This window comes from Microbacterium sp. LWH3-1.2, assembly GCF_040675855.1.
GTDB lineage: Bacteria > Actinomycetota > Actinomycetes > Actinomycetales > Microbacteriaceae > Microbacterium.
Map to the genome: position 1 here is coordinate 3,725,568 of NZ_JBEGIK010000001.1, position 19,709 is coordinate 3,745,276.

A 19,709-nucleotide genomic window follows, 5' to 3' on the forward strand; every position below is an offset into this window, starting at 1 on the left:
CGACCCGGCGTGCCGCGACAGACCCCCGGTTGTGCGCCTCGAGTGCCTGCGGTGGCTCAGCCGCCGAGCCCGAGCCAGGTGGCGGTGCCGTCGGATTCGACTTGACGCTTCCACACGGGCAGGTCGGTCTTGATCGTCTCGATGAGGGTGCGGCAGACCTCGAAGGCCTCCGCCCGGTGCGCGGAGGCGACCGCGATCACGACGGCCGCGTCACCGACGTGCAGCGTGCCGACGCGGTGCGAGACCGCGACCAGGGCGCGCGTCGACCCGATGGCGGCCGCCGCGAGCCGCGCGAGGGTCGCCTCGGCGTCGGGGTGGGCGGAGTACTCGAGGGCGACGACCGCGGTCGCGGCATCCGGATCATGATCGCGCACGCGCCCCACGAACGTGGTGACCGCGCCCATGCGGGAGTCGTCCACGGCACGAAGATGCGCGTCGAGATCGAGCGGTTCCGCGCTGATCGCCGCGACCCGCACAGCGTCGGTCGAGACGGCCATCAGTGGTCGCTCCCGCCGAGCTGGTCGAGCAGGTGGCGGGCGACCGACACCACCACCGGCATGCCGGACGCCACGCCACCGGGCGATCCCGGAAGATTCACGACGAGCACCCCGTGCGGGTCGACGACGCCGGCGACGCCACGCGTGAGCATGCCCGCCGGCTTCTCGGCGGCACCGCGGCGGCGGAGCTCTTCGGAGATGCCGGGAATCTGGCGCGTCACGACACGCACCGTGCCTTCTGGGGTCTGATCGCGCGGCGAGACGCCCGTCCCGCCGGTCGTGACGATGAGCTTCACCCCCGCGACGACCTCGGCGGTGAGGGCGCGCTCCACGCTGTCGGCGCCGTCGGGGACGACGACCGCGTCCGCGCAGTCGAAGCCGGCCTCCCGGAGCGCGGCGACGGCGATGGGTCCGCTCTGGTCCGTCCGCGAACCTCCGGCCGAGCGGTCTGACACGGTGACGACGGCGGCTCGGGTCATGCGTCCAGCCTAGGCGCGCACGCCCCCCTCACGCGCGGCGCTCGAGCCGCACGATCACCGACTTCGACGTCGGGGTGCCCGAGACGTCCGCCACGGAGTCGAGCGGCACGAGCACGTTCGTCTCGGGATAGTAAGCGGCGGCGTTGCCTCGCGGGGTGCGGTACGCGACGATGCGGAACTCCTCTGCGCGGCGCTCCTCGATCGTGCCGTCTGGCCGCGTCCACTCCGACACGAGGTCGACGACGTCGTTCTCCGCGAAGGCGAGCGACACGATGTCCTTCGCGTTCACGAGCACCACGCGCCGGCCGCCGTGGATGCCGCGGTACCGGTCGTCCTTGCCGTAGATCGTGGTGTTGTACTGGTCGTGGGAGCGCAAGGTCTGCAGCAGCAGCCGACCGCGCGGGATCACCGGGTACTCGAGCGCGTTCACGGTGAACCGCGCCTTGCCGTCGGCGGTGGCGAACCGGCGCGCATCGCGCGGGCCGTTCGGCAGGTGCAGCGTGCGCCCCTTGTCGATGCGTTCCTCGTAGTCGTCGAAGCCCGGCACCACCCGCTCGATGTGCGAACGGATGAGCGCGTAGTCGGCCTCGAGAGCCGCCCAGTCCGCCTGGGGGACGTTGGTCGCCTTTCCCACAGAGTCCCGGAGGGTGATGCCCGGGGCATCCGCGCCGTCGGCCTCTTCGGCGGGCGTCCGCTCTGGGTAGCCGAGTTCGTGGTCGCCCGCGTGCTTGGCGGGGGCATCCGCCGGCGAGTCGCCTCCCGCTCCGAACACGAGCGCGCTCAACCGTGCGACGATGGCGACCTCGCTGAGCAGTTCTTCGGACGGTGGGGCCAGGCGCCCACGCGAGGAGTGGACGGCACCCATCGAGTCCTCGACCGTGACGCGCTGCTCGCGTCCGCCTCGCCGGTCTCGGTCGGTGCGGCCGAGCGTCGGCAGGATGAGCGCGCGGCGGCCGGTGACGACGTGGGAGCGGTTGAGCTTCGTGGACACGTGGACGGTGAGCCCGACCCGCGCCATCCCGGTCTCGACGACAGCGGTGTCGGGCGTGGCCGACACGAAGTTGCCGCCCATGCTCATGAAGAAGCGCACCTGGCCGTCCCGCATGGCGCGGATGGCCTGCACCGTGTCGTAGCCGTGCTCACGTGGCGCGGCGAACCCGAACTCCGCGTCGAGCGCGTCGAGGAACGCCGTCGACGGCTTCTCGTAGATCCCGACGGTGCGGTCGCCCTGCACGTTCGAGTGACCGCGCACCGGGCACACGCCCGCGCCCGCGCGACCGATATTGCCCTGCAGCAGCAGCACGTTGACGATCTCGCGCAGCGTCGGCACCGAGTGCTTGTGCTGAGTCAGCCCCATCGCCCAGCAGACGATGGTGGCCTTCGACGTGCGCACGGCCTCGCCCACTCGGCGAAGCGCCTTCTCGGGCAACCCCGTGGCCGCGACGAGGTCGCGCCACGCAGCATCCGTCATCGCCTGACGGTAGGCATCGAAGCCGCTCGTGTGCTCCGCGATGAAGGCGTGATCGAGCACACCGCCGTCGGACGCCTCGGCCTCGAGCAGGTGCTTGCCGATCGCCTGGAACAGCGCCTGGTCGCCGCCGAGTCGGATCTGCACGAACTCGTCGGCGAGCTTCGTGCCGCCGAACGCGACGCCGCGCACCGTCTGCGGGTTCTCGAACCGCATGAGCCCCGCCTCGGGGAGCGGGTTCACCGCGATGATCGTCGCGCCGCGTTGCTTGGCCTTCTCGAGCGCCGACAGCATGCGGGGGTGGTTCGTCCCCGGGTTCTGCCCGGCGACGATCAGCAGATCCGCCTCGTGGACGTCCTCGATCGACACCGTCCCCTTGCCGATGCCGATGGTCTCCGTGAGTGCCGAGCCCGACGACTCGTGGCACATGTTCGAACAGTCCGGCAGGTTGTTCGTGCCGATGCCCCGTACGAGCAGTTGGTACAGGAACGCCGCCTCGTTCGACGTGCGGCCCGACGTGTAGAACACCGCCTGGTCGGGGTCGTCGAGGGCTTTGAGCTCGTCGGCGACGAGGGCGAGTGCGGCGTCCCACGTGATCGGCCGGTAGTGCGTCTCTCCCTCGTCCAGAAGCATGGGGTGCGTCAGGCGGCCCTGCTGCCCGAGCCACCAGTCGTCGTGGGCGCGCAGTTCGTCGAGCGAGTGCGCCGCGAAGAAGTCCGGGCCGACGCGGCGCAGCGTCGCCTCCTCGGCGACCGCCTTCGCGCCGTTCTCGCAGAACTCGGCGATGTGGCGCTTGTCTTCTTCGGGCCACGCGCAGCCGGGACAGTCGAAGCCATCCTTCTGGTTGACCCGCATGAGCGTCTGCACCGAGCGCGCGACGCCCATCTGCTCGTTCGCGATCTCGAGCGCGTGCAGCACCGCCGGCACGCCCACCGCGGACTTCTTGGGTCGCGACACGTGCACTCGCGCCTCGTCGATGTCGGTGGTCGGGGGCTTCGTCGCCATGCCTCCAGGCTATGCCTCGCACGACCCTCGGGGGTCGCGCGGGCCCCGTCTGCGGTTCGATTTCGCATGACGGATGCTGCGGCCCGCAGCATCCGTCCATCACACGGTTCTCAGGGCAGGGAGTCGAGGAGTCCCCGCAGAGTCTCCTCGTCGGCCGCGGCCTGCTTCAGCACCTGTTCCGCCGACTCCGCCACGGCGGGATGCGGGTCGCCCTCGAGGATGAGTGTCACGAGGGCGATCATCCCCGCGTTCTGCGCCTGGAGGATCTCGGCGAAACGGCGTTCGGCGTCAGGGTGCTGCGCGTCGACGAAACCCTGCAGCGCGCTCCATGCCGGCATCCCCGGCATCTGAGCGTGGTCGGAGCCATGCCCGCCGCACGGGCCGTCCGTCGGCGGCTCCGCCGGACGCGCATCGGCCCACGAGAGGTACCACCGGCGCAGATCCTGGAGCTCGTCCTCGTTCCGCGCGGCGATGCCGGTAGCGAATCCGCTCGCTCCGGCCTCGATCCCCTGCTTGCGCAGCAGGGTCTGCGCCAGCTCCTGCTCCTCGACCCGGTAGGAGATCATCGCCTCGACGTAGCAGTAGTCGTCGGCCGTCACCGGGGCCGACGCCGACGCGGAGGGCGAGACGGACGCCGAGGGCGCAGCATCCGTGTTCCCCGCCGTCGCGGCGATCGCGAGCCACACGCCTGCCGCGGCTGTCAGCAGCGCGAGCGTCAGCGCGACGACGACTACTGTGCGGCGCACGCGAGTCCTTCCGGATCGGGAGCGACCCGCCGGGGTCGGGATGCCTCAGCGCCTGCCGGTGCCGAAGATCCCGCGGATCACCCCACCCAGTATCGTCTGGGTGGACTTCGAGTTGAGAATCTGCTCTATCGGCGACTTCTGCGCGGACCGCGACGTGCGCGTCGTGCCGGCGGTCTTCTTGAGCAGGCGCTCGTACTCCTGCTGCGCCTTCTTCTCGGCTGCGGTGCTCGCCTTGTCGGCCGCGGCCTGCTGCGTGTCGATCGCCGCTTTCTGCTTCGCGTACTCGGCATCGGCCTTCGCCTTCGCGAGCGCCGCGTCCTCGGCAGCGGCCGCGTCGTCGGCAGCCTGCATCTTCTTCGCGAGGATCTCGCGGGCCGACTCTCGGTCGATGGCGGTGCCGTACTTCGCCAGCAGCGGCGACGCGTTCACCGCCGCGACGATCGCAGGCTCCGGCGTGGGCGACATCAGCCCCTGCGGTGCCCGCAGTCGCGTCCATGCCACCGGCGTCGGAGCGCCCTTCTCGCTCATGACCGTGACGATCGCCTCGCCCGTGCCCAGCTCCTGCAGCACGCGCTCGAGGTCGTAGCCCGACTTCGGGTAGGTGCCGACCGTGGCCCGGAGAGCCTTCGCGTCGTCGGGCGTGAAGGCGCGGAGAGCGTGCTGCACCCGCGAGCCGAGCTGCGCGAGCACGTCGGACGGCACGTCCTTCGGCGTCTGCGTCACGAAGAAGACCCCGACGCCCTTCGAGCGGATGAGACGGACCGTCTGCACGATCGCGGCGAGGAAGTCCTTCGACGCGTCCTTGAACAGCAGGTGCGCCTCGTCGAAGAAGAAGACGAGCTTCGGCTTGTCGGCATCCCCCACCTCGGGGAGGATCTCGAACAGCTCGGCGAGCAGATACATCAGGAACGTCGAGAACAGCGCCGGCTTGTCGATGACGCCCGGCACCTCGAGCAGGCTGATGATGCCGCGGCCGTCGGACGCCGTGCGGAGGAAATCTGCCACGTCGAACTCGGGTTCGCCGAAGAACACGTCGGCTCCGGCGTCCGCGAAGGTGATGAGCTCGCGAAGGATCACGCCCGCGGTCGCCGCCGACAGGCCGCCGAGCTCCTTGAGCTCGGCCTTGCCCTCGTCGCTCGTGAGGTGGGTGAGCACGGCGCGCAGGTCCGAGAGGTCGACGAGCGCGAGGCCGTTCGCGTCGGCGTAGTGGAACACGAGCCCGAGGCTCGACTCCTGCGTGTCGTTCAGGCCCAGCACCTTGCTCAGCAGCAGCGGGCCGAAGCCCGACACCGTCGCCCGCACGGGCACGCCCTTGCCGACGCCGCCGAGGGCGAAGTACTCGGTGACCGAGACCTCGGGCCTCCAATCCTGCCCGATCGCCTGCGTGCGAGCGAGCAGCTTCTCGCTCGACTCCCCGGGCGTCGCGACCCCCGACAGGTCGCCCTTGATGTCGGCGGCGAACACCGGCACGCCCTTCGCGGAGAGCTGCTCGGCGAGGCCCTGCAGTGTGCGCGTCTTGCCGGTTCCGGTGGCGCCCGCGACGAGCCCGTGGCGGTTCATCATCGGCAGCGGGATGCGGATCTGGGCCGAGGGGACCGGGTCCCCGTTGAGGAGGGCGCCGAGATCGAGTGTCGCCCCCTCGAACGAGTAGCCGGACGCGACCTTCTGGACCTCCTGCGGAGTGAGCGGGCCGTTCTCGGTCTGCGGCGCGGTTGACTCCGTCGGGCTCGGCTCCCTCGCCGCGGAGCCCTGGCTGGGCGCTCGCGCGGGCTCGTGGGCCTGCGAACCGTCCGCCACCCCGGTCCTCGTTCGAGGATCTGCGCCGAGCTGAGGGGCCGCAACCCGGGAAGCTTCCGCAGTCCGGCCCTCGTCCTCAGATGAGGACGCGGCGGGCGCGGGTGCAGCGATGACCCGGGCCTTCGCGGCGGCGGCTTCGGCAGCGGCGAGGGCGGCCTTGGCCTGGGCGGCCTTCAGCTGGGCCTCTGCCGCCTCGGCCTCAGCCCGCAGGCGCGCGAGTTCCGCCTCGGCGACGGCGACCGCCGGATCGGTCGGTGCGGACTCTTCGGGCGCGGGCGCAGTCATGCGCTCAGCCTAACGACGGGCGTTTCGCCGAGGCATCCGTTCCCTCCCGGGCCATCGGCACGGCGAACGCCGCCGCCACCAGAAGCGCCGCGCCGGCACCGAGGAGCGCCCCACCGACGGTGTCGCTGAGCCAGTGCGCGTGCAGGTAGGTGCGGCTGAAAGCCATGAGCACGACCCATGCGGCGCCCACGATGGCCACCCACATGCGCGGCACGATCACCACCGCGGCGACCGCGACGGTGGCGGCGTTGGCCACATGCCCCGACGGGTATGAGCCGTAGTCCGAGATCACGATGATGTCTTCGGGACGCACGCGGCCGAAGAGGTGCTTGAGAACCTGCACACCCGCCGCCGACACCGCCTCGGCGGCGAGGAAGTACGCGGCCGCCCACGGCCGCCGCAGCACGATGAGCGCGATCGCTCCGCCGATCGGCACGACGAGCACGCTGAACCATCCGCCGCCCACGAAGTCCATGACGCGCGAGAACCCGGTGAGCGCGGGGTGCCACAGCTCGGCGACGAGCAGGTTCCACGCGGTGTCGATGGCGAAGGGCTCGTCGCCGCGCGCGAAGATCCACCACCCGAGCAGGCAAGACAGGACCACGAGCCCGGATCCCACCGCGAGGTATGCGATGACCGGCACAGCGACCCGACGCTGGACTGTCGTCATCGCCCCATTCTGCCTGGCGGGCTCACCGGCGCCACCCCCTTGCACACTGGCGCGCCGCATGCCCCGCCCGCGACACGAGCGTCGGCTCGTCCCCTGCCGCGAAGGACGCCCGAACTCACGCGAACGGTCACCTGCAGCGAGTGCGCGCGACCTCGAGCGTCCGCTCGGTGCCGACGCGGCGAAGCGGGATTCGGTGGCGCCGGTGCTATCGTGCGGTCTCATCGCGATGGCGAGGAGGGACGCATGGCATCGGTCGTCGACGTGGTGCGCAGGCTCATCGCGCCGCTCACGCGCACGCGGATGTTCCGACGCGTCATCGGCCCCGCGTTGCTGCCGCCCGTCGAACGGTTCGTCGCGTGGGTGTCGCGCGGCCGCGTGCAGGTGAGCGCGCTGCTGGTTCCCTCCCTCGTGCTGCATACGATCGGCGCGAAGTCCGGCGAGCCGCGGGACGTGCCGCTGATGTACACGCCCGACGGCCAAGGCCGGGCGATCGTCGCCGGCACGAACTTCGCCGGTGCCCGCCATCCCGCGTGGACCGCCAACCTGCTCGCACACCCCGACGCGGCGATCACCGTGCGCGGTCGCCGCATGCCCGTCCGCGCCACGCCGGTCCCCGACGCCGAACGCGACGCGATGTGGGCGCGGATCGAATCCCAGTGGCCCGGCTACCGCAACTACGAACGGGAGTCCGGGCGCACCGTCCGGCTCTTCCGCCTGCAGCCGGTGCGGCCGCGGGCCTGACGCCGGATCAGGGCGCGAGACGCTCGACCGTGCGCGGGCGCACGACGAACCACAGCGACAGCACGCCGATGACGGCGCACCCGACCATGACCGAGGCCATCGTCGTGGCCGTGATGCCCGCATCCTTCGCGATCCATCCCACGAGGGGTGAGATGAGGCCCGCGACTCCGAAGTTCGTCGCGCCGATGATCGACTGCGCCGTGCCCGCTGCCTTGCCGTGGCGGTCGAGAGCGAGCACCTGCACGCACGGGAAGGTGAACCCGCACGCGGTCATGAAGACGAACAGCGGCACGACGGTGCCCCACAGGCCCAGGCCCAGCTGGTCGGTGACGATGATGGCGGATGCTGCGACCACGAGCACGGCGGTCGACCAGGCCATGACCCACTGCGGGCCGAAGCGCGCCGCCAGCCGAGACGCGGCCTGCACACCGACGACGACACCGAGCGAGTTGACCGCGAACATCAGTCCGTACTGCTGTGGGCTGAGGCCGTAGCTGAGCTGGAACAGGAACGACGAGCTCGACAGGTACGAGAACAGGCCCGAGAACGTCATGCCGCCGATGATGAGCACGCCGATGAAGACGCGGTCGCCGAAGACGCTCCGGTAGCGCTGCCAGACGGTCGTGGCGCCCTTGTCGTGGCGACGCGCGGGCGGCAGCGTCTCGGGGAGCAGGACGATCGACGCCACCAGCATGATCGCGCCGTACACCGCGAGGACCACGAACACGCCCCGCCACGGCATGACGGCCAGCAGCGCCGAACCGACGAGAGGCGCGAGCACCGGCGCGACGCCCGAGACGAGCGCGAGACGGGACAGCATGACCACCAGACGACGCCCGCCGAACAGGTCGCGCACGATCGCAGCGGCCACGACGCCGCCCGCCGCTGCACCGGCGCCCTGCAGCACGCGGGCGACAGACAGCAGCTCGAGGGTCGGCGCGAGCGCCGCGCCGACGCTCGCCACGACGTGCAGCGCTGTCACCGACAGCAAGGGGATGCGTCGACCGACCTTGTCGCTCAGCGGGCCGACGATGAGCTGACCCATCGCGAAGCCGATCATCGTGCCCGTGAGGGTCAGCTGGATCATCGCGGCCGTGGTCTGGAAGTCCGCCTCGAGCACCGGGAACGCCGGCAGGTACAGGTCGATCGTGAACGGGCCGAGCGCCGTGAGAGCGCCGAGCAGCACGATGTAGAGGACGCGGCGGCGGTGCGGGATCGAGTCGCCCGGGTGCAGCACGATCGGTGCGGTCGCCGGGTTGCTGCCGAGGGTGCGGATCGCGCCCGTCGACGACGGGTGCGGCTGGGGTGCCGCGGGACGCGGGGCTTCGGGCGTGCGCGTGTCTGGCTTCTGCGTGGGGATGGAGGCGGTGTCGAGCAACAGTGGACTTCGTTTCGTGAGGGGGTTCGACGGGGCGACGGGCGAGGCGGAACGGCGTGGACACCGGCAGTGCCGGGATGGCGCGCGCAGCGAGGAGCGGATCGAAGTGACGCGAGTAGTCCGACGCTGCCGATCGGCACTGCGGCTCGCACGATCGACCACGAAGGTCGAATCGATTCGAGTTCCATGGTAACGGATGCCTCCACCCGGCCCGCAAGCGTTATCCCACGGCTGGTCCGACCCTCGGGAGAAGGCACCGCTGTCGGCTCCTTCCCAGGGGGTGCACTCATGCGCTCGCATAGGATGAGGGCGACCCGTCAGCCGTCTTCGAGCGGCTCGCGCCGGGCGCCCCGGTCCATCGATTGGCAGAGATCACGAGCATGACCCCGACCCCCGACGAGAAGCGCAAGAGCGGCAACCCCGCCACTCAGGCGAAGATCGAACTCACCGTCAAGCAGCAGCGCGAGCAGAAGCGCCAGGAGAAGCTGGCCGAGTATCAGAAGCAGCTCGCCAAGCGCAAGCGCAGCAAGCTCGTGTGGTGGATCGTCGGCTCGACGGCCGCGGTCCTGGTCGTCGCGGCGATCGTCGCGTCGATCGTCTTCGCGCCGGCCCCGGCCCCGTCGTATGCCCGCGGTGACAGCGACGGCAGCGGCATCGAGGGCGTCGAGACCTTCACGAACACCGCGAACCACGTCGACGGCGCGGTCGACTACGCCCAGACTCCCCCGGCCGGCGGCGACCACAACGTGATGTGGCTGAACTGCGGTGTGTACACGGAGCCGGTTCCGAACGAGAACGCCGTCCACGCTCTCGAGCACGGCGCGGTGTGGATCACCTACGACCCCGCACAGGTCTCGGACGACGACATCGCCACGCTCGAGGGCGAGCTGCCGTCGACCTACACGGTGCTCTCGCCGTACGACGACATGGACACCCCCATCGCCGTGAGCGCCTGGAACGCGCAGCTCAAAGTCGACTCGGCCGACGACGAGCGCATCGAGGAGTTCATCAAGGCGTACTGGAAGAGCACGAACGCGCCCGAGCCGAACGCCGCGTGCACCGGCGCGTACAGCGCTCTCGGCAAGAAGTAGGCCGCGTCGTGTCGGCCGAGCCCTCGGCGGGGAGCTCCCGGCGGTGGTTCGTCATCGTCGTCGCACTCATCCTCATCGCCGGCCTCGCATTCGCGGTGGGGCGCTTCTCGACCTTCGGCTCCCAGGCGGCCGCGTCGGCTCCGGGCACCGAGTCTCCTGAGGCCGGGTTCTCCCGCGACATGCAGGTGCACCATGCGCAGGCGATCGAGATGGCGATGGAGATCTACGGCAAGACCGACGATGAAGAGCTGCGCGTGCTCTCGTACGACATCGCCACCGGTCAGGCCGGCCAGCGCGGTGAGATGTACGACTGGCTGGTGCAGTGGGGTCTCCCCCAGTCCGGCGGGCCGATGATGCAGTGGATGGATGCCGGAGACTCGGAGCACGCCCACGGCGGCTCGTCCGCCGAGCCGATGACCGATGAACAGGCTCAGGCGGCGATGGGCATGGCATCCGCCGACGAGATCGCCGCGCTGAAGGCGGCGACGGGCGTGGAGGCGGACTGCCAGTTCCTCACGCTGATGATCCGCCATCACGAGGGCGCGATCCCGATGGCCGAAGCGCTCCTCGAGCTCGGCACGGACCCGCGCGCCCTCGAGGTCGCGACCGCGATCAGGAACGGTCAGACCGCCGAGATCGACGCGATGCAGTCCATCCAGACGCGGCTCGGCTGCACCAGCTGACCTGGGGCGATCACCCCATCGGAAACGGATGCCGCGAGCCTGCGTGAGACGCAGGCCCGCGGCATCCGTTCTCTGAAGTGTCAGCCCTTCGTCGCGCCGGCCATGAGCCCGCGCACGAAGAACCGCTGCAGTGCGAGGAACACGATGATCGGCACGAACAGCACGAGGAACGCGCCCGCCGAAACGAGGAACCACTGGTTGCCCCAGGTGCCGGACAAGGAGTTCAGCGTCTGCGTCATCGGCAGTGATGTCGTCGGGGCGAAGATCGTCGCGACGAGCAGGTCGTTCCACACCCAGATGAACTCGAGGATGGCGAACGACGCGAGCGCGGGCGTCGCCAGCGGCAGGATGATTCGGAAGAAGATCTGCCCGTGCCCCGCGCCGTCGACGCGAGCCGCCTCGATCACGTCGGAGGGGATCTCCGAGATGAAGTTGTGCAGGAGGAAGATCGCCAGCGGCATCGCGAAGATGACGTGGGCGATCCACACCGTCGCGAAGCTGTGGTCGACCTCGCGCATCTCGAGCCCAGGGAAGATCTGCACGTCGCCGATCTCGAGGCCCCTCGAGAACAGACTCAAGAGCGGCACGAGCGCCATCTGGATCGGGACGATCTGGAGGGCGAACACCGCGACGAACAGGAACCCGCGGCCCTTGAAGTCCATCCACGCGAACGCATACGCGGCCAGCGACGCGACGGCCAGGGCGAAGATCGTGACCGGGATCGTTATCGCGAGCGAGTTCAGGAAGGACTCGCCCAGCGTCAGGGCGGTGCCGCCCGACGTCAACGCGTCCTGGTAGTTGCCGAGCGTGAAGTCGGGGTTGGTGAAGACCGTCCACCAGCCTGATGTCGCCGAGTCGGCACCTGGGCGGAACGACGTGATGAGCAGGCCGAGCGTCGGGATGGTCCACAGGAACGCGATCGCGACGGCGAAGATGGTGGCCAGCGGCGAGGTCAGCCGCTTGTGCGCGAGCGCCTCGTTGCGACGCGTCTCACGCGCGATCCTCCGCGCCTCCGCCTTGGTGTTCTGCGGCGTGGTCTTGGAGTCGACGGCGGTCATCACCGCACCTCCCTCTGCTTACGCAGCTGCAAGACGTTGTAGATGATCAGTGGTGTCACGAAGACGAAGATCAGCACGGCGAGCGCCGCCGAGTGTCCGTAGCTCTGGAACCGCTGCTGCTGATTGACCATCTCGAAACCGAGCACTGTCGAGTTCGCCCGCCCGCCGGTCATCACCGCCACGATGTCGTACAGTTTCAGGGCGGCGATGGTGACCGTCGTCAAGACGACGATGATCGACGTGCGGATGCCCGGCACCGTCACGTTGATGAACCGCTGCCAGGCCGAGGTGCCGTCGAGCTGGGCCGCTTCGAGCTGCTCCACCGGCACCGCCTTCATCGCCGCCGAGAGCACGACCATCGCGAATCCGGTCTGCGCCCAGACGAAAGCGAACAGCAGGCAGAACGTGTTGACCAGGGGCCAGATGTCCAGCCACGGCACGGGCTGACCGCCGAACGCCACCACGATCGCGTTGAGGGTTCCGATCTGCTCGCCCTGGCGGTAGTCGTAGACGAACTTCCAGATGAGGCTGATGCTCACCGGGGCGATCGCGAACGGCATGAACACCAGCAGCTTCAGCAGCCGTTCGCCGCGCGCCCGCTCCATGAAGGCCGCGTACGCCAGGCCGACGACCGTCGCGAAGACCGGTGCGAAGATCGCCCAGATGAGGGTGTTGATGATGGACCAGAACCCCTGCGGGTTCGTGAAGGCCCACACGTAGTTCTCCAGGCCGACGAAGTTCTCCCCGGTCTTGTCGAAGAAAGACTGGATGATGGTCGCGATGCTCGGATAGACGAGGCCGACGAGGATCGCGATGGCGGCGGGCGCCATGAAGAGCGTCAGCTGGTACAGATAGCCGGCGCCCTGGCTCGCCCGGTAGTCGGCCCAGAACAACAGGCCACCGGCGATGAGGGCGATCGCGATCACGTAGATCACGGCGCCCTGGTATGGCCGCAGCATCATGAACGCGAGGAACGGGATCGCGAAGCACGAGATGAGCCGCAGCCAGAAGTAGCCCCGGCCGGCGCGCGGTGCGTACTCGATCAGCACCAGGAGGATGCCGACCACCGCAGCGAAGATCACCAGGATGATGGGGATCTGGACGATCGGCCCCATGTTGCCGATCCACTGGAAGAACGAGTTGTACGAGAATCCGAGCGAGACCGGTCGCGCGTCCGGGTTCGGGGGGCTGAGCAGGAGGAAGACGATCAGTGCCGCGATCAGGATGAGCCCGATCGTGACGACGAGTCGCGTCGTCCGGCGCGACGGAGGCTTCCGTCCTCCGCGTTCCGGCGGAGGCGTGCCCTGCGCCTGGTCGGCCGCCGATGTTGTGGTCTGAGACATGTTTCGCCTTCCCCCGTCGACGTCGACGGATGAATCACCCCGACGCCGGGGCCGCACGTCGAGCGTGCGGACCCGGCACCGGTTGCGGTGGATCAGTCCTGATATCCCGCCTGGATGTCGCTCAGGACCTGCGGCGTCGGCTTGCCGTCGATCCAGTCGACCATGCCGCGCCAGAACGAGCCCGAGCCGACGGTCGCCGGCATCAGGTCGGAGGCGTCGAAGCGGAACACCGTGTTCGAGTCCTGCACGATCTTCATCGCCTCGGTCAGGAACTCGCTCGATGCCAGCGTCGGGTCGGCACCGGTGTTGGCCGAGATGGCACCGCCGAGCTTCACGCGCGCGTCGGCGAACTCCGGCGTCGACATGAATTCGAGCACCTGCTGCGTTGCCGCATCATCCGAGAACGCGGTCACCAGTTCGCCGCCGCCTTCGACCGCGAGCTCGCCTGCTTCCGGGCCGGGGAGCAGGAAGGCGTACACGTCGCCATCCGGTCCGACCTCCGGCGTCGCGCCGTCTGCCGTCTTCGCAGTGAGGAAGTTGGCCGTGAGGAAGGATGCCTGGTGGGTCAGCGCGCACGTGCCGTTCGCCACAGCGGCAGCGATGGGGTCACCGAATGCCGTCGAGTTGATGCTCTTGACATCGCCGAATCCTGCGTTGACGTAGTCCGGATTGAGCAGGATCTCGCCTACGGAGTCGAATGCCGCCTCGATGTCGGGGTCGGTGAAGGGCGTGTCTCCGGCTGCCCAGCTGTCATACACGTCCGGTCCGGCCTGACGCAGCACGAGGTCCTCGACCCAGTCCGTCCCGGGCCACCCGGACGCGGCCTCGGAGAAGAATCCGGCGCACCACGGCGGCTCGCCGGTCTTCTCGCGAATGGTGTCGGTCAGCGTGATGAGCTCGTCCCACGTCGTCGCCGGCTCGACGCCCCACTCGGCGAAGCTCTTCGGCGAGTACCAGACGTAGCCTTTCAGATTGGCCAGCATCGGTGCGGCGTAGAACGTACCGTCCACCGAGCCCGTGTCCTTCCAGATGGAGGACCAGTACTCGTCGACGTTGGCCTCGACCTCCGCCGTGCCCTCCTTGACCTCGCCGGTCTCGACGAGCGAGCGGAAGAGGCCCGGCTGCGGCACGATGGCGATGTCGGGCGCGGATCCGCCTGCCACCTTGGTGACGATGTTGCCCTCGAACCCCTTGTCACCGGTGTAGTTGACGGTGATGCCGGTGTCCTCCTCGAACTGTTCGAAGGTCTTCTGGAGGTTCTCCGCCTCCGAGCCGGTGATGCCGCCGGCGATCTCGACGGTCTCTCCTTCGACCGAGCCGCTGTCGCCGCCCTCATCGCCGCCTTCGGCGCATCCGGCGAGGGTGAGTGCTGCGACGGCTGTCAGTCCCAGTGCGATGTAGCCGTGTCGACGGCGGGATCGCAGTGCAGTCATGTGTCTGCCTCCTCGTTGAGTTGCGGAGCCGCCTCTCGGACTCCGCACATATGTGATCGGGAACCGATTCCATGCTCAAACTAGGGGATGCCGCAAGGGCACACAATGACCCCACATCACAAGTCGGTAAATAGCGTCTCCCGTACTGGTGGGAGGTGCGCAATCCCGGCACAATGACCCCTGGAACCGGTTCCAGAATCCCGGGCGCCGGCGGCGTCCCCGGGCGGGTGAGGGAGGACCCGATGGCGGGCATCGCCGATGTTGCGCGGGCGGCAGGCGTCTCGAAGTCGACGGCGTCGCGCGCGCTCACGGGCTCGGGCTACGTCTCCGCCGCCACCCGCCAGCGGGTCAGGGATGCCGCGGCCGCCCTGGGCTACGTGCCCACCACGAGCGCCGTGAGCCTCGTGACCGGACGCACGCAGACCGTGGGTGTCGTCATGCCGTCGCTCGACCGGTGGTTCTTCTCCCAGGTGCTGGAGGGCATCCAGGACGCGCTGCTCGAGCGACGATACGATCTCGCCCTCTACGGGGCGCCACCCGAGTCGGCGGCGCGCCGCGAGATGTTCGAGCATTTCCTCGCCCGCAAGAGGTTCGACGGCCTGATCGCGGTCGGCATCGAACCCAACGCGCGTGAGCTCGAACGGCTGGTCGCGTTCGGCAAGCCGGTGGTGGCGGTCGGCGGTTACGACGTCGGCACCAATGCGGTCTCGATCGACGATGCGGCGGCCGCCACCATCGCCACCGACCACGTCCTCGGCCTCGGGCATCGCAAGGTCGTCTTCCTCGGCGGCGACCCCGACGGGCGGCACACCAGCTTCGGCGACGGCCGGCGCCTGGACGGGTATCTCTCGGCGATGCGCGAGGCCGGGCTGGAGGCATCCGCTCGCCATGTCCACTCCGAGGTGACGATGCCCGGCGGCTACGGCGCCGCCGTCGAGCTGCTCGGCGATCGCCGGACGCGCCCGACGGCGATCGTCGGGGTGTGCGACGAAGTCGCGGTCGGCACGATCATCGCGGCCCGGCGCCTCGGCATCCGCGTGCCCGAGCGCCTGAGTGTGATCGGCATCGACGACCACGCCTACGCCGAGATGTTCTCGCTCACCACGCTGCAGCAGCGTCCGCACCAGCAGGGACGCGCCGCGGTACAGCTGCTCATGTGGCAGCTCGACGACCCGGATGCGCCCACTCATCGCCTGTACGAGTCGTCGCCGCTCGTGGTGCGCAATTCCACCGCACCCGTCGACGACGACGCGTCCGCGGTCATCGGCGTCGGCCCGCTCGGCACCGCCTGAGCCCGCAGGCGACGAAGGCCCCGGATGCCGAGCATCCGGGGCCTTCGTGGAATCGCTGCAGAAGCAGCGCGGGATTACTTGAGGGTGACCGTCGCGCCGGCCTCTTCGAGAGCGGCCTTCGCCTTGTCGGCGGTCTCCTTGTTGGCGCCCTCGAGGACGGCCTTCGGAGCACCGTCGACGACGGCCTTCGCCTCACCGAGGCCGAGCGAGGTGAGCTCGCGGACGACCTTGATGACCTGGATCTTCTTGTCGCCGGCGGCCTCGAGGACGACGTCGAACGAGTCCTTCTCCTCGACCTCTTCCGGAGCGGCACCGGCGGGCGCGCCCGCAGCGGCAACCGCGACCGGGGCGGCGGCGGTGACGTCGAAGGTCTCCTCGAACGCCTTGACGAACTCGCTGAGCTCGATGAGCGTGAGCTCCTTGAACGCGTCGAGCAGCTCCTCAGTGCTGAGCTTTGCCATGATGTTTCTCCTTGATAGTGGTTTGCTATGCCGAGGCCGTTATCAGGCCGCGGACTCCTGCTTCTCGCGCAGCGCGTCGACCGTGCGGACGGCCTTCGACGGAAGCGCATTGAAGACGTATGCCGCCTTGGTCATCGAGGCCTTCATCGCACCGGCGAGCTTCGCCAGCAGGACTTCACGGCTCTCGAGGTCGGCGAGCTTGTTGACCTCGTCAGCGCTCAGGGGGTTTCCGTCGAAGAAACCGCCCTTGATCACGAGAAGAGGGTGTGCCTTGGCGAAGGCACGGAGACCCTTCGCGACGGAGACCGGGTCACCGTGCACGAATGCGATGGCCGACGGACCCTTGAGGTCGTCGTCCAGCGACGTGATCCCCGCGTTGTTCGCGGCGATCTTGGTCAGCGTGTTCTTCACCACGGCGTATTCCGCGTCCTGACGGATGCTGTTGCGCAGCTCCTTGAGCTGGGCAACCGTCAGACCGCGGTACTCGGTCAGCAGAACGGCGGTCGAGTCCTCGAAGTTCTTCGTGAGCTCGGCGACCGATGCTTCCTTCTGCGCCATGGCCACTCCTTGTGTGAATGAGACGCTCCGCGGTGGCGGGGCGCCGGCCGGAGGCATCCGCTCATCTGCTCGTCGCGGCAACAAAAAAGCTCCGGCGCAAGCGCACGGAGCAGGATTCCTGAATCAGGAGAATCGTTCGTGACACCTGCGCGGGCCCCTGCGTTGCAGAGCTTCGATCTCCATGCGTTCGCACGCACGTCGATGACCGGCGGTCTTCGGCTCCCACCAGGGTACGTGATGGCGGGCCGACCGCCAAATCGAGCCCCATTGCGCGAGTCCGCCGGAAGGAGAAGGCTCGCACCGAGCCCACGCAACGACGAAGTCGCGCGGCCACGTCTGCCGAGCGACGGAGAGGACGACGATGTCTGCAAACAGGGCGGTGGCCTACAAGGGTCCGGGTGTCGTCGAGGTGATCGACACCGACTACCCCGAGTTCGAGCTGAAGGACGGACCGGGCGTCAACCCGGCGAACGTGGGCAGGAAGGTGCCCCACGGCGCCATTCTGCGCACCGTCGCGACCAACATCTGCGGCTCCGATCAGCACATGGTGCGCGGACGCACCACCGCGCCCGAAGGGCTCGTGCTGGGCCACGAGATCACCGGCGAGGTTGTCGAGGTCGGCCCCGACGTCGAGTTCGTCAAGGTGGGCGACATCGTCTCGGTGCCGTTCAACATCGCCTGCGGCCGCTGCCGAAACTGCAAGGAGGGCAAGACCGGCATCTGCCTGAACGTCAACCCCGACCGACCCGGCTCCGCCTACGGCTACGTCGACATGGGCGGCTGGGTCGGCGGCCAGGCCGAGTACGCACTCGTCCCCTACGCGGACTGGAACCTGCTGGTCTTCCCCGACCGCGACCAGGCACTCGAGAAGATCCTCGACCTCACCATGCTGTCCGACATCTTCCCCACCGGCTTTCACGGCGCCGTGACCGCGGGCGTCGGTCCCGGCTCGACCGTGTACATCGCCGGCGCCGGCCCCGTCGGACTGGCCGCGGCCGTCGGCGCGCAGCTGCTCGGCGCGGCGGCGGTCATCGTCGGGGACCTCAACGAGGACCGCCTCGCGCAGGCGCGCTCGTTCGGCTGCGAGACGGTCGACGTGTCGAAGGGTGACCCGAAGGACCAGATCGCGCAGATCCTCGGCGTGCCCGAGGTCGACGCCGCGGTCGACGCGGTCGGCTTCGAAGCACGCGGACACGGCACGGATGCCTCGCACGAGGCGCCGGCGACCGTGCTCAACTCCCTCATGGAGATCACCGCCGCCGGCGGCGCGCTCGGCATCCCCGGCCTCTACGTCACCGGCGACCCGGGCGGCATCGACGAGGCCGCGAAGGTCGGCTCGCTGTCACTGCGGCTCGGCCTCGGCTGGGCCAAGTCGCTGTCGTTCACCACCGGGCAATGCCCGGTCATGAAATACAACCGACGGCTCATGATGGCGATCCTCCACGACAAGGTGCACATCGCCGACGCCGTCAACGCGACCCCGATCTCGCTCGCCGACGCCCCGCGCGGCTATGCCGAGTTCGACCAGGGCGCCGCGAAGAAATACGTGCTCAACCCGAACGGGTACATCACAACCGCTTGACCGCTCGGATGCCTCGGCCCCGAGGCATCCGTCTCCCTCCCACGAAAGGAACTCCCATGTCCGTCACCCTCGCAGACGCCCGTCGCGTGATCGAGGCCGCTGAGAAGCGCGCCGACGAGATCGGCCAGCCCATGAACATCGCCGTCGTCGACGCCGGCGGCAACCTCGTCGCACACGTGCGCCAGGACGGCGCCTGGATCGGCAGCATCGAGATCTCGATCAGCAAGGCATGGACGTCGAAGGCGTTCGACATCTCGACCAAGGATCTCGGCGACAACTCGCAGCCGACGCAGCAGTTCTTCGGCATCCACACGACCAACGCGCACGGCCGCGGCGTCGCGATCTTCGCCGGCGGCGTGCCGCTCAGCCGCGACGGCAGGGTCGTCGGCGCGGTGGGAGTCAGCGGCGGGTCGGGCGAGCAGGATCAGACCGTCGCGGAGGCGGGCGCGGCCGCGTTCTGATACCGGGAGGACGAGCTCTCCGCCGTCACGTCCGCCAGGGGCAGAGGTCGACCTTGTGGCCGTCCGCGTCCGCGAGCGTCCACCATTCCGGCGCGTGCGAGTCGTCGACGATGACGCCGCCCGCGGCCAGTGCGGCGTCCAGCCGCTTCTCGATGACGTCGCGTGGCCCGTTGACATCGAGGTGCGACCGGCCGCGCAAGGGCTTGTCGACCGGCTGGAACCAGATGAGCGGGCCACGGCCGTCCTTATCGAAGAGGACGCCGTCGCGCACCTCCGAGAATCCGGTCGCCGCTTTCCAGAACGGCACGACCGCGCCGGGGTCCGGCGTCGCGACGGCGAGCATCACATCGAGCATCCGTCCGGTCTCTGCCGGGATGTCGAGTTCGCGCGCGGCCTCCGAGATCCGCGCCGCGAGCTCGGCGTCCTTCGCCGTCAGCCCGCCTGCCGAGTGGGTCATGAGCCGCACGCGCACGGTGGTGTACCGCACGTCCACATCGGGGTGGTGGTCGGCGGCCTCTGCCAGCTCGGAGATCGCGCCGAACAGCTGCGCCCCGACGGCGAACGTGCCCGTGCGGAACAGCGCGAATGCCCCCGTGACGCGCGGATGCCAGTCCTCGACACCGGGGAACGCGCGGAACTCGCCTGATGTGATGGTGTCCATGCCCCGAGGATGCCACCGCC

At 69.3% G+C, this 19,709-nt stretch carries 19 protein-coding genes; 6 read left to right on the forward strand and 13 right to left on the reverse strand.

Features of this window, described 5'->3' with window-relative positions; genetic code table 11:
- Nucleotides 1–56: 56 nt before the first annotated feature.
- The 6 genes from MRBLWH3_RS17435 to MRBLWH3_RS17460 all read right to left on the reverse strand — a co-directional run bounded on the left by MRBLWH3_RS17435 (nt 57) and on the right by MRBLWH3_RS17460 (nt 6,947).
- Entirely contained in the window at nt 57–497 is a 441-nt protein-coding gene (locus MRBLWH3_RS17435; RefSeq protein ID WP_363434689.1) for a molybdenum cofactor biosynthesis protein MoaE, read from the reverse strand.
- A complete protein-coding gene (locus tag MRBLWH3_RS17440) occupies nt 497–976 on the reverse strand; it encodes a MogA/MoaB family molybdenum cofactor biosynthesis protein (protein ID WP_363434691.1) in 480 nt (159 codons plus the stop codon). The genes MRBLWH3_RS17435 and MRBLWH3_RS17440 overlap by 1 nt, the downstream gene beginning before the upstream one ends.
- Nucleotides 977–1,004: 28 nt before the next feature.
- On the reverse strand, nt 1,005–3,449 hold the full coding sequence (locus MRBLWH3_RS17445; protein ID WP_363434694.1) for an FdhF/YdeP family oxidoreductase: 2,445 nt from the start codon (nt 3,447–3,449) through the stop codon (nt 1,005–1,007).
- A gap of 110 nt (nt 3,450–3,559) precedes the next feature.
- Entirely contained in the window at nt 3,560–4,195 is a 636-nt protein-coding gene (locus MRBLWH3_RS17450) for a DUF305 domain-containing protein (RefSeq protein WP_363434697.1), read from the reverse strand.
- Between the two features lie 45 nt (nt 4,196–4,240).
- Nucleotides 4,241–6,277, reverse strand: a complete 2,037-nt coding sequence (locus tag MRBLWH3_RS17455) for a helicase HerA-like domain-containing protein (protein WP_363434700.1) — start codon at nt 6,275–6,277, stop codon at nt 4,241–4,243.
- 4 nt (nt 6,278–6,281) lie between these two features.
- The gene (locus MRBLWH3_RS17460; protein WP_363434703.1) at nt 6,282–6,947 is read right to left on the reverse strand and encodes a phosphatase PAP2 family protein; all 666 of its coding nucleotides are present in this window, start codon (nt 6,945–6,947) and stop codon (nt 6,282–6,284) included.
- A gap of 243 nt (nt 6,948–7,190) precedes the next feature.
- Between MRBLWH3_RS17460 and MRBLWH3_RS17465 the strand changes: the two genes are divergently transcribed.
- Nucleotides 7,191–7,688 carry a nitroreductase family deazaflavin-dependent oxidoreductase gene (locus tag MRBLWH3_RS17465; RefSeq protein ID WP_363434706.1) on the forward strand — a complete coding sequence of 166 codons (498 nt, stop codon included), beginning with the start codon at nt 7,191–7,193 and terminating at the stop codon, nt 7,686–7,688.
- A gap of 7 nt (nt 7,689–7,695) precedes the next feature.
- Here the strand turns inward: MRBLWH3_RS17465 and MRBLWH3_RS17470 are convergent, their stop codons facing one another.
- Entirely contained in the window at nt 7,696–9,066 is a 1,371-nt protein-coding gene (locus MRBLWH3_RS17470; protein ID WP_363434709.1) for a multidrug effflux MFS transporter, read from the reverse strand.
- 380 nt (nt 9,067–9,446) lie between these two features.
- Between MRBLWH3_RS17470 and MRBLWH3_RS17475 the strand changes: the two genes are divergently transcribed.
- Nucleotides 9,447–10,157, forward strand: coding sequence for a DUF3105 domain-containing protein (locus tag MRBLWH3_RS17475; protein WP_363434712.1), 711 nt, complete (start codon nt 9,447–9,449; stop codon nt 10,155–10,157).
- 8 nt (nt 10,158–10,165) lie between these two features.
- Nucleotides 10,166–10,840, forward strand: a complete 675-nt coding sequence (locus MRBLWH3_RS17480; RefSeq protein WP_363434715.1) for a DUF305 domain-containing protein — start codon at nt 10,166–10,168, stop codon at nt 10,838–10,840.
- 80 nt (nt 10,841–10,920) lie between these two features.
- Here the strand turns inward: MRBLWH3_RS17480 and MRBLWH3_RS17485 are convergent, their stop codons facing one another.
- From MRBLWH3_RS17485 to MRBLWH3_RS17495, 3 genes are all read right to left on the reverse strand, one after another.
- Entirely contained in the window at nt 10,921–11,898 is a 978-nt protein-coding gene (locus MRBLWH3_RS17485; RefSeq protein ID WP_363434718.1) for a carbohydrate ABC transporter permease, read from the reverse strand.
- Nucleotides 11,898–13,241, reverse strand: a complete 1,344-nt coding sequence (locus MRBLWH3_RS17490) for a carbohydrate ABC transporter permease (protein ID WP_363434721.1) — start codon at nt 13,239–13,241, stop codon at nt 11,898–11,900. The genes MRBLWH3_RS17485 and MRBLWH3_RS17490 overlap by 1 nt, the downstream gene beginning before the upstream one ends.
- 92 nt (nt 13,242–13,333) lie before the next feature.
- The gene (locus MRBLWH3_RS17495) at nt 13,334–14,674 is read right to left on the reverse strand and encodes an ABC transporter substrate-binding protein (protein WP_363434724.1); all 1,341 of its coding nucleotides are present in this window, start codon (nt 14,672–14,674) and stop codon (nt 13,334–13,336) included.
- 242 nt (nt 14,675–14,916) lie between these two features.
- Between MRBLWH3_RS17495 and MRBLWH3_RS17500 the strand changes: the two genes are divergently transcribed.
- On the forward strand, nt 14,917–15,966 hold the full coding sequence (locus MRBLWH3_RS17500; protein WP_363434726.1) for a LacI family DNA-binding transcriptional regulator: 1,050 nt from the start codon (nt 14,917–14,919) through the stop codon (nt 15,964–15,966).
- Between the two features lie 74 nt (nt 15,967–16,040).
- Here the strand turns inward: MRBLWH3_RS17500 and rplL are convergent, their stop codons facing one another.
- Nucleotides 16,041–16,427: a 50S ribosomal protein L7/L12 gene (gene rplL, locus MRBLWH3_RS17505; protein WP_045300341.1), complete on the reverse strand. Its 387-nt coding sequence runs from the start codon at nt 16,425–16,427 to the stop codon at nt 16,041–16,043.
- 42 nt (nt 16,428–16,469) lie between these two features.
- Nucleotides 16,470–16,985: a 50S ribosomal protein L10 gene (gene rplJ / locus MRBLWH3_RS17510; RefSeq protein WP_109211493.1), complete on the reverse strand. Its 516-nt coding sequence runs from the start codon at nt 16,983–16,985 to the stop codon at nt 16,470–16,472.
- A gap of 361 nt (nt 16,986–17,346) precedes the next feature.
- On the opposite strand from rplJ, the gene fdhA reads away from it, so the two are divergent.
- Both fdhA and MRBLWH3_RS17520 read left to right on the forward strand, forming a co-directional pair.
- Nucleotides 17,347–18,567, forward strand: coding sequence for a formaldehyde dehydrogenase, glutathione-independent (fdhA, locus tag MRBLWH3_RS17515; RefSeq protein ID WP_363434731.1), 1,221 nt, complete (start codon nt 17,347–17,349; stop codon nt 18,565–18,567).
- A 56-nt stretch (nt 18,568–18,623) separates the two neighbouring features.
- Complete coding sequence (locus MRBLWH3_RS17520) at nt 18,624–19,028, forward strand: GlcG/HbpS family heme-binding protein (protein WP_363434734.1); 405 nt, start codon at nt 18,624–18,626, stop codon at nt 19,026–19,028.
- Between the two features lie 25 nt (nt 19,029–19,053).
- Here the strand turns inward: MRBLWH3_RS17520 and MRBLWH3_RS17525 are convergent, their stop codons facing one another.
- Nucleotides 19,054–19,689 carry a VOC family protein gene (locus MRBLWH3_RS17525; protein WP_363434737.1) on the reverse strand — a complete coding sequence of 212 codons (636 nt, stop codon included), beginning with the start codon at nt 19,687–19,689 and terminating at the stop codon, nt 19,054–19,056.
- Between the last annotated feature and the right edge of the window lie 20 nt (nt 19,690–19,709).

What these genes read in the sequence shown, in the direction of transcription:
- MRBLWH3_RS17435 (WP_363434689.1), bottom strand. Translation starts at nt 497, where the DNA reads ATGGCCGTCTCGACCGACGCTGTGCGGGTCGCGGCGATCAGCGCGGAA.
- MRBLWH3_RS17440 (WP_363434691.1), bottom strand. Translation starts at nt 976, where the DNA reads ATGACCCGAGCCGCCGTCGTCACCGTGTCAGACCGCTCGGCCGGAGGT.
- MRBLWH3_RS17445 (WP_363434694.1), bottom strand. Translation starts at nt 3,449, where the DNA reads ATGGCGACGAAGCCCCCGACCACCGACATCGACGAGGCGCGAGTGCAC.
- MRBLWH3_RS17455 (WP_363434700.1), bottom strand. Translation starts at nt 6,277, where the DNA reads ATGACTGCGCCCGCGCCCGAAGAGTCCGCACCGACCGATCCGGCGGTC.
- MRBLWH3_RS17460 (WP_363434703.1), bottom strand. Translation starts at nt 6,947, where the DNA reads ATGACGACAGTCCAGCGTCGGGTCGCTGTGCCGGTCATCGCATACCTC.
- MRBLWH3_RS17465 (WP_363434706.1), top strand. Translation starts at nt 7,191, where the DNA reads ATGGCATCGGTCGTCGACGTGGTGCGCAGGCTCATCGCGCCGCTCACG.
- MRBLWH3_RS17475 (WP_363434712.1), top strand. Translation starts at nt 9,447, where the DNA reads ATGACCCCGACCCCCGACGAGAAGCGCAAGAGCGGCAACCCCGCCACT.
- MRBLWH3_RS17485 (WP_363434718.1), bottom strand. Translation starts at nt 11,898, where the DNA reads ATGACCGCCGTCGACTCCAAGACCACGCCGCAGAACACCAAGGCGGAG.
- MRBLWH3_RS17490 (WP_363434721.1), bottom strand. Translation starts at nt 13,241, where the DNA reads ATGTCTCAGACCACAACATCGGCGGCCGACCAGGCGCAGGGCACGCCT.
- MRBLWH3_RS17495 (WP_363434724.1), bottom strand. Translation starts at nt 14,674, where the DNA reads ATGACTGCACTGCGATCCCGCCGTCGACACGGCTACATCGCACTGGGA.
- MRBLWH3_RS17500 (WP_363434726.1), top strand. Translation starts at nt 14,917, where the DNA reads ATGGCGGGCATCGCCGATGTTGCGCGGGCGGCAGGCGTCTCGAAGTCG.
- rplL (WP_045300341.1), bottom strand. Translation starts at nt 16,427, where the DNA reads ATGGCAAAGCTCAGCACTGAGGAGCTGCTCGACGCGTTCAAGGAGCTC.
- rplJ (WP_109211493.1), bottom strand. Translation starts at nt 16,985, where the DNA reads ATGGCGCAGAAGGAAGCATCGGTCGCCGAGCTCACGAAGAACTTCGAG.
- fdhA (WP_363434731.1), top strand. Translation starts at nt 17,347, where the DNA reads ATGTCTGCAAACAGGGCGGTGGCCTACAAGGGTCCGGGTGTCGTCGAG.
- MRBLWH3_RS17520 (WP_363434734.1), top strand. Translation starts at nt 18,624, where the DNA reads ATGTCCGTCACCCTCGCAGACGCCCGTCGCGTGATCGAGGCCGCTGAG.
- MRBLWH3_RS17525 (WP_363434737.1), bottom strand. Translation starts at nt 19,689, where the DNA reads ATGGACACCATCACATCAGGCGAGTTCCGCGCGTTCCCCGGTGTCGAG.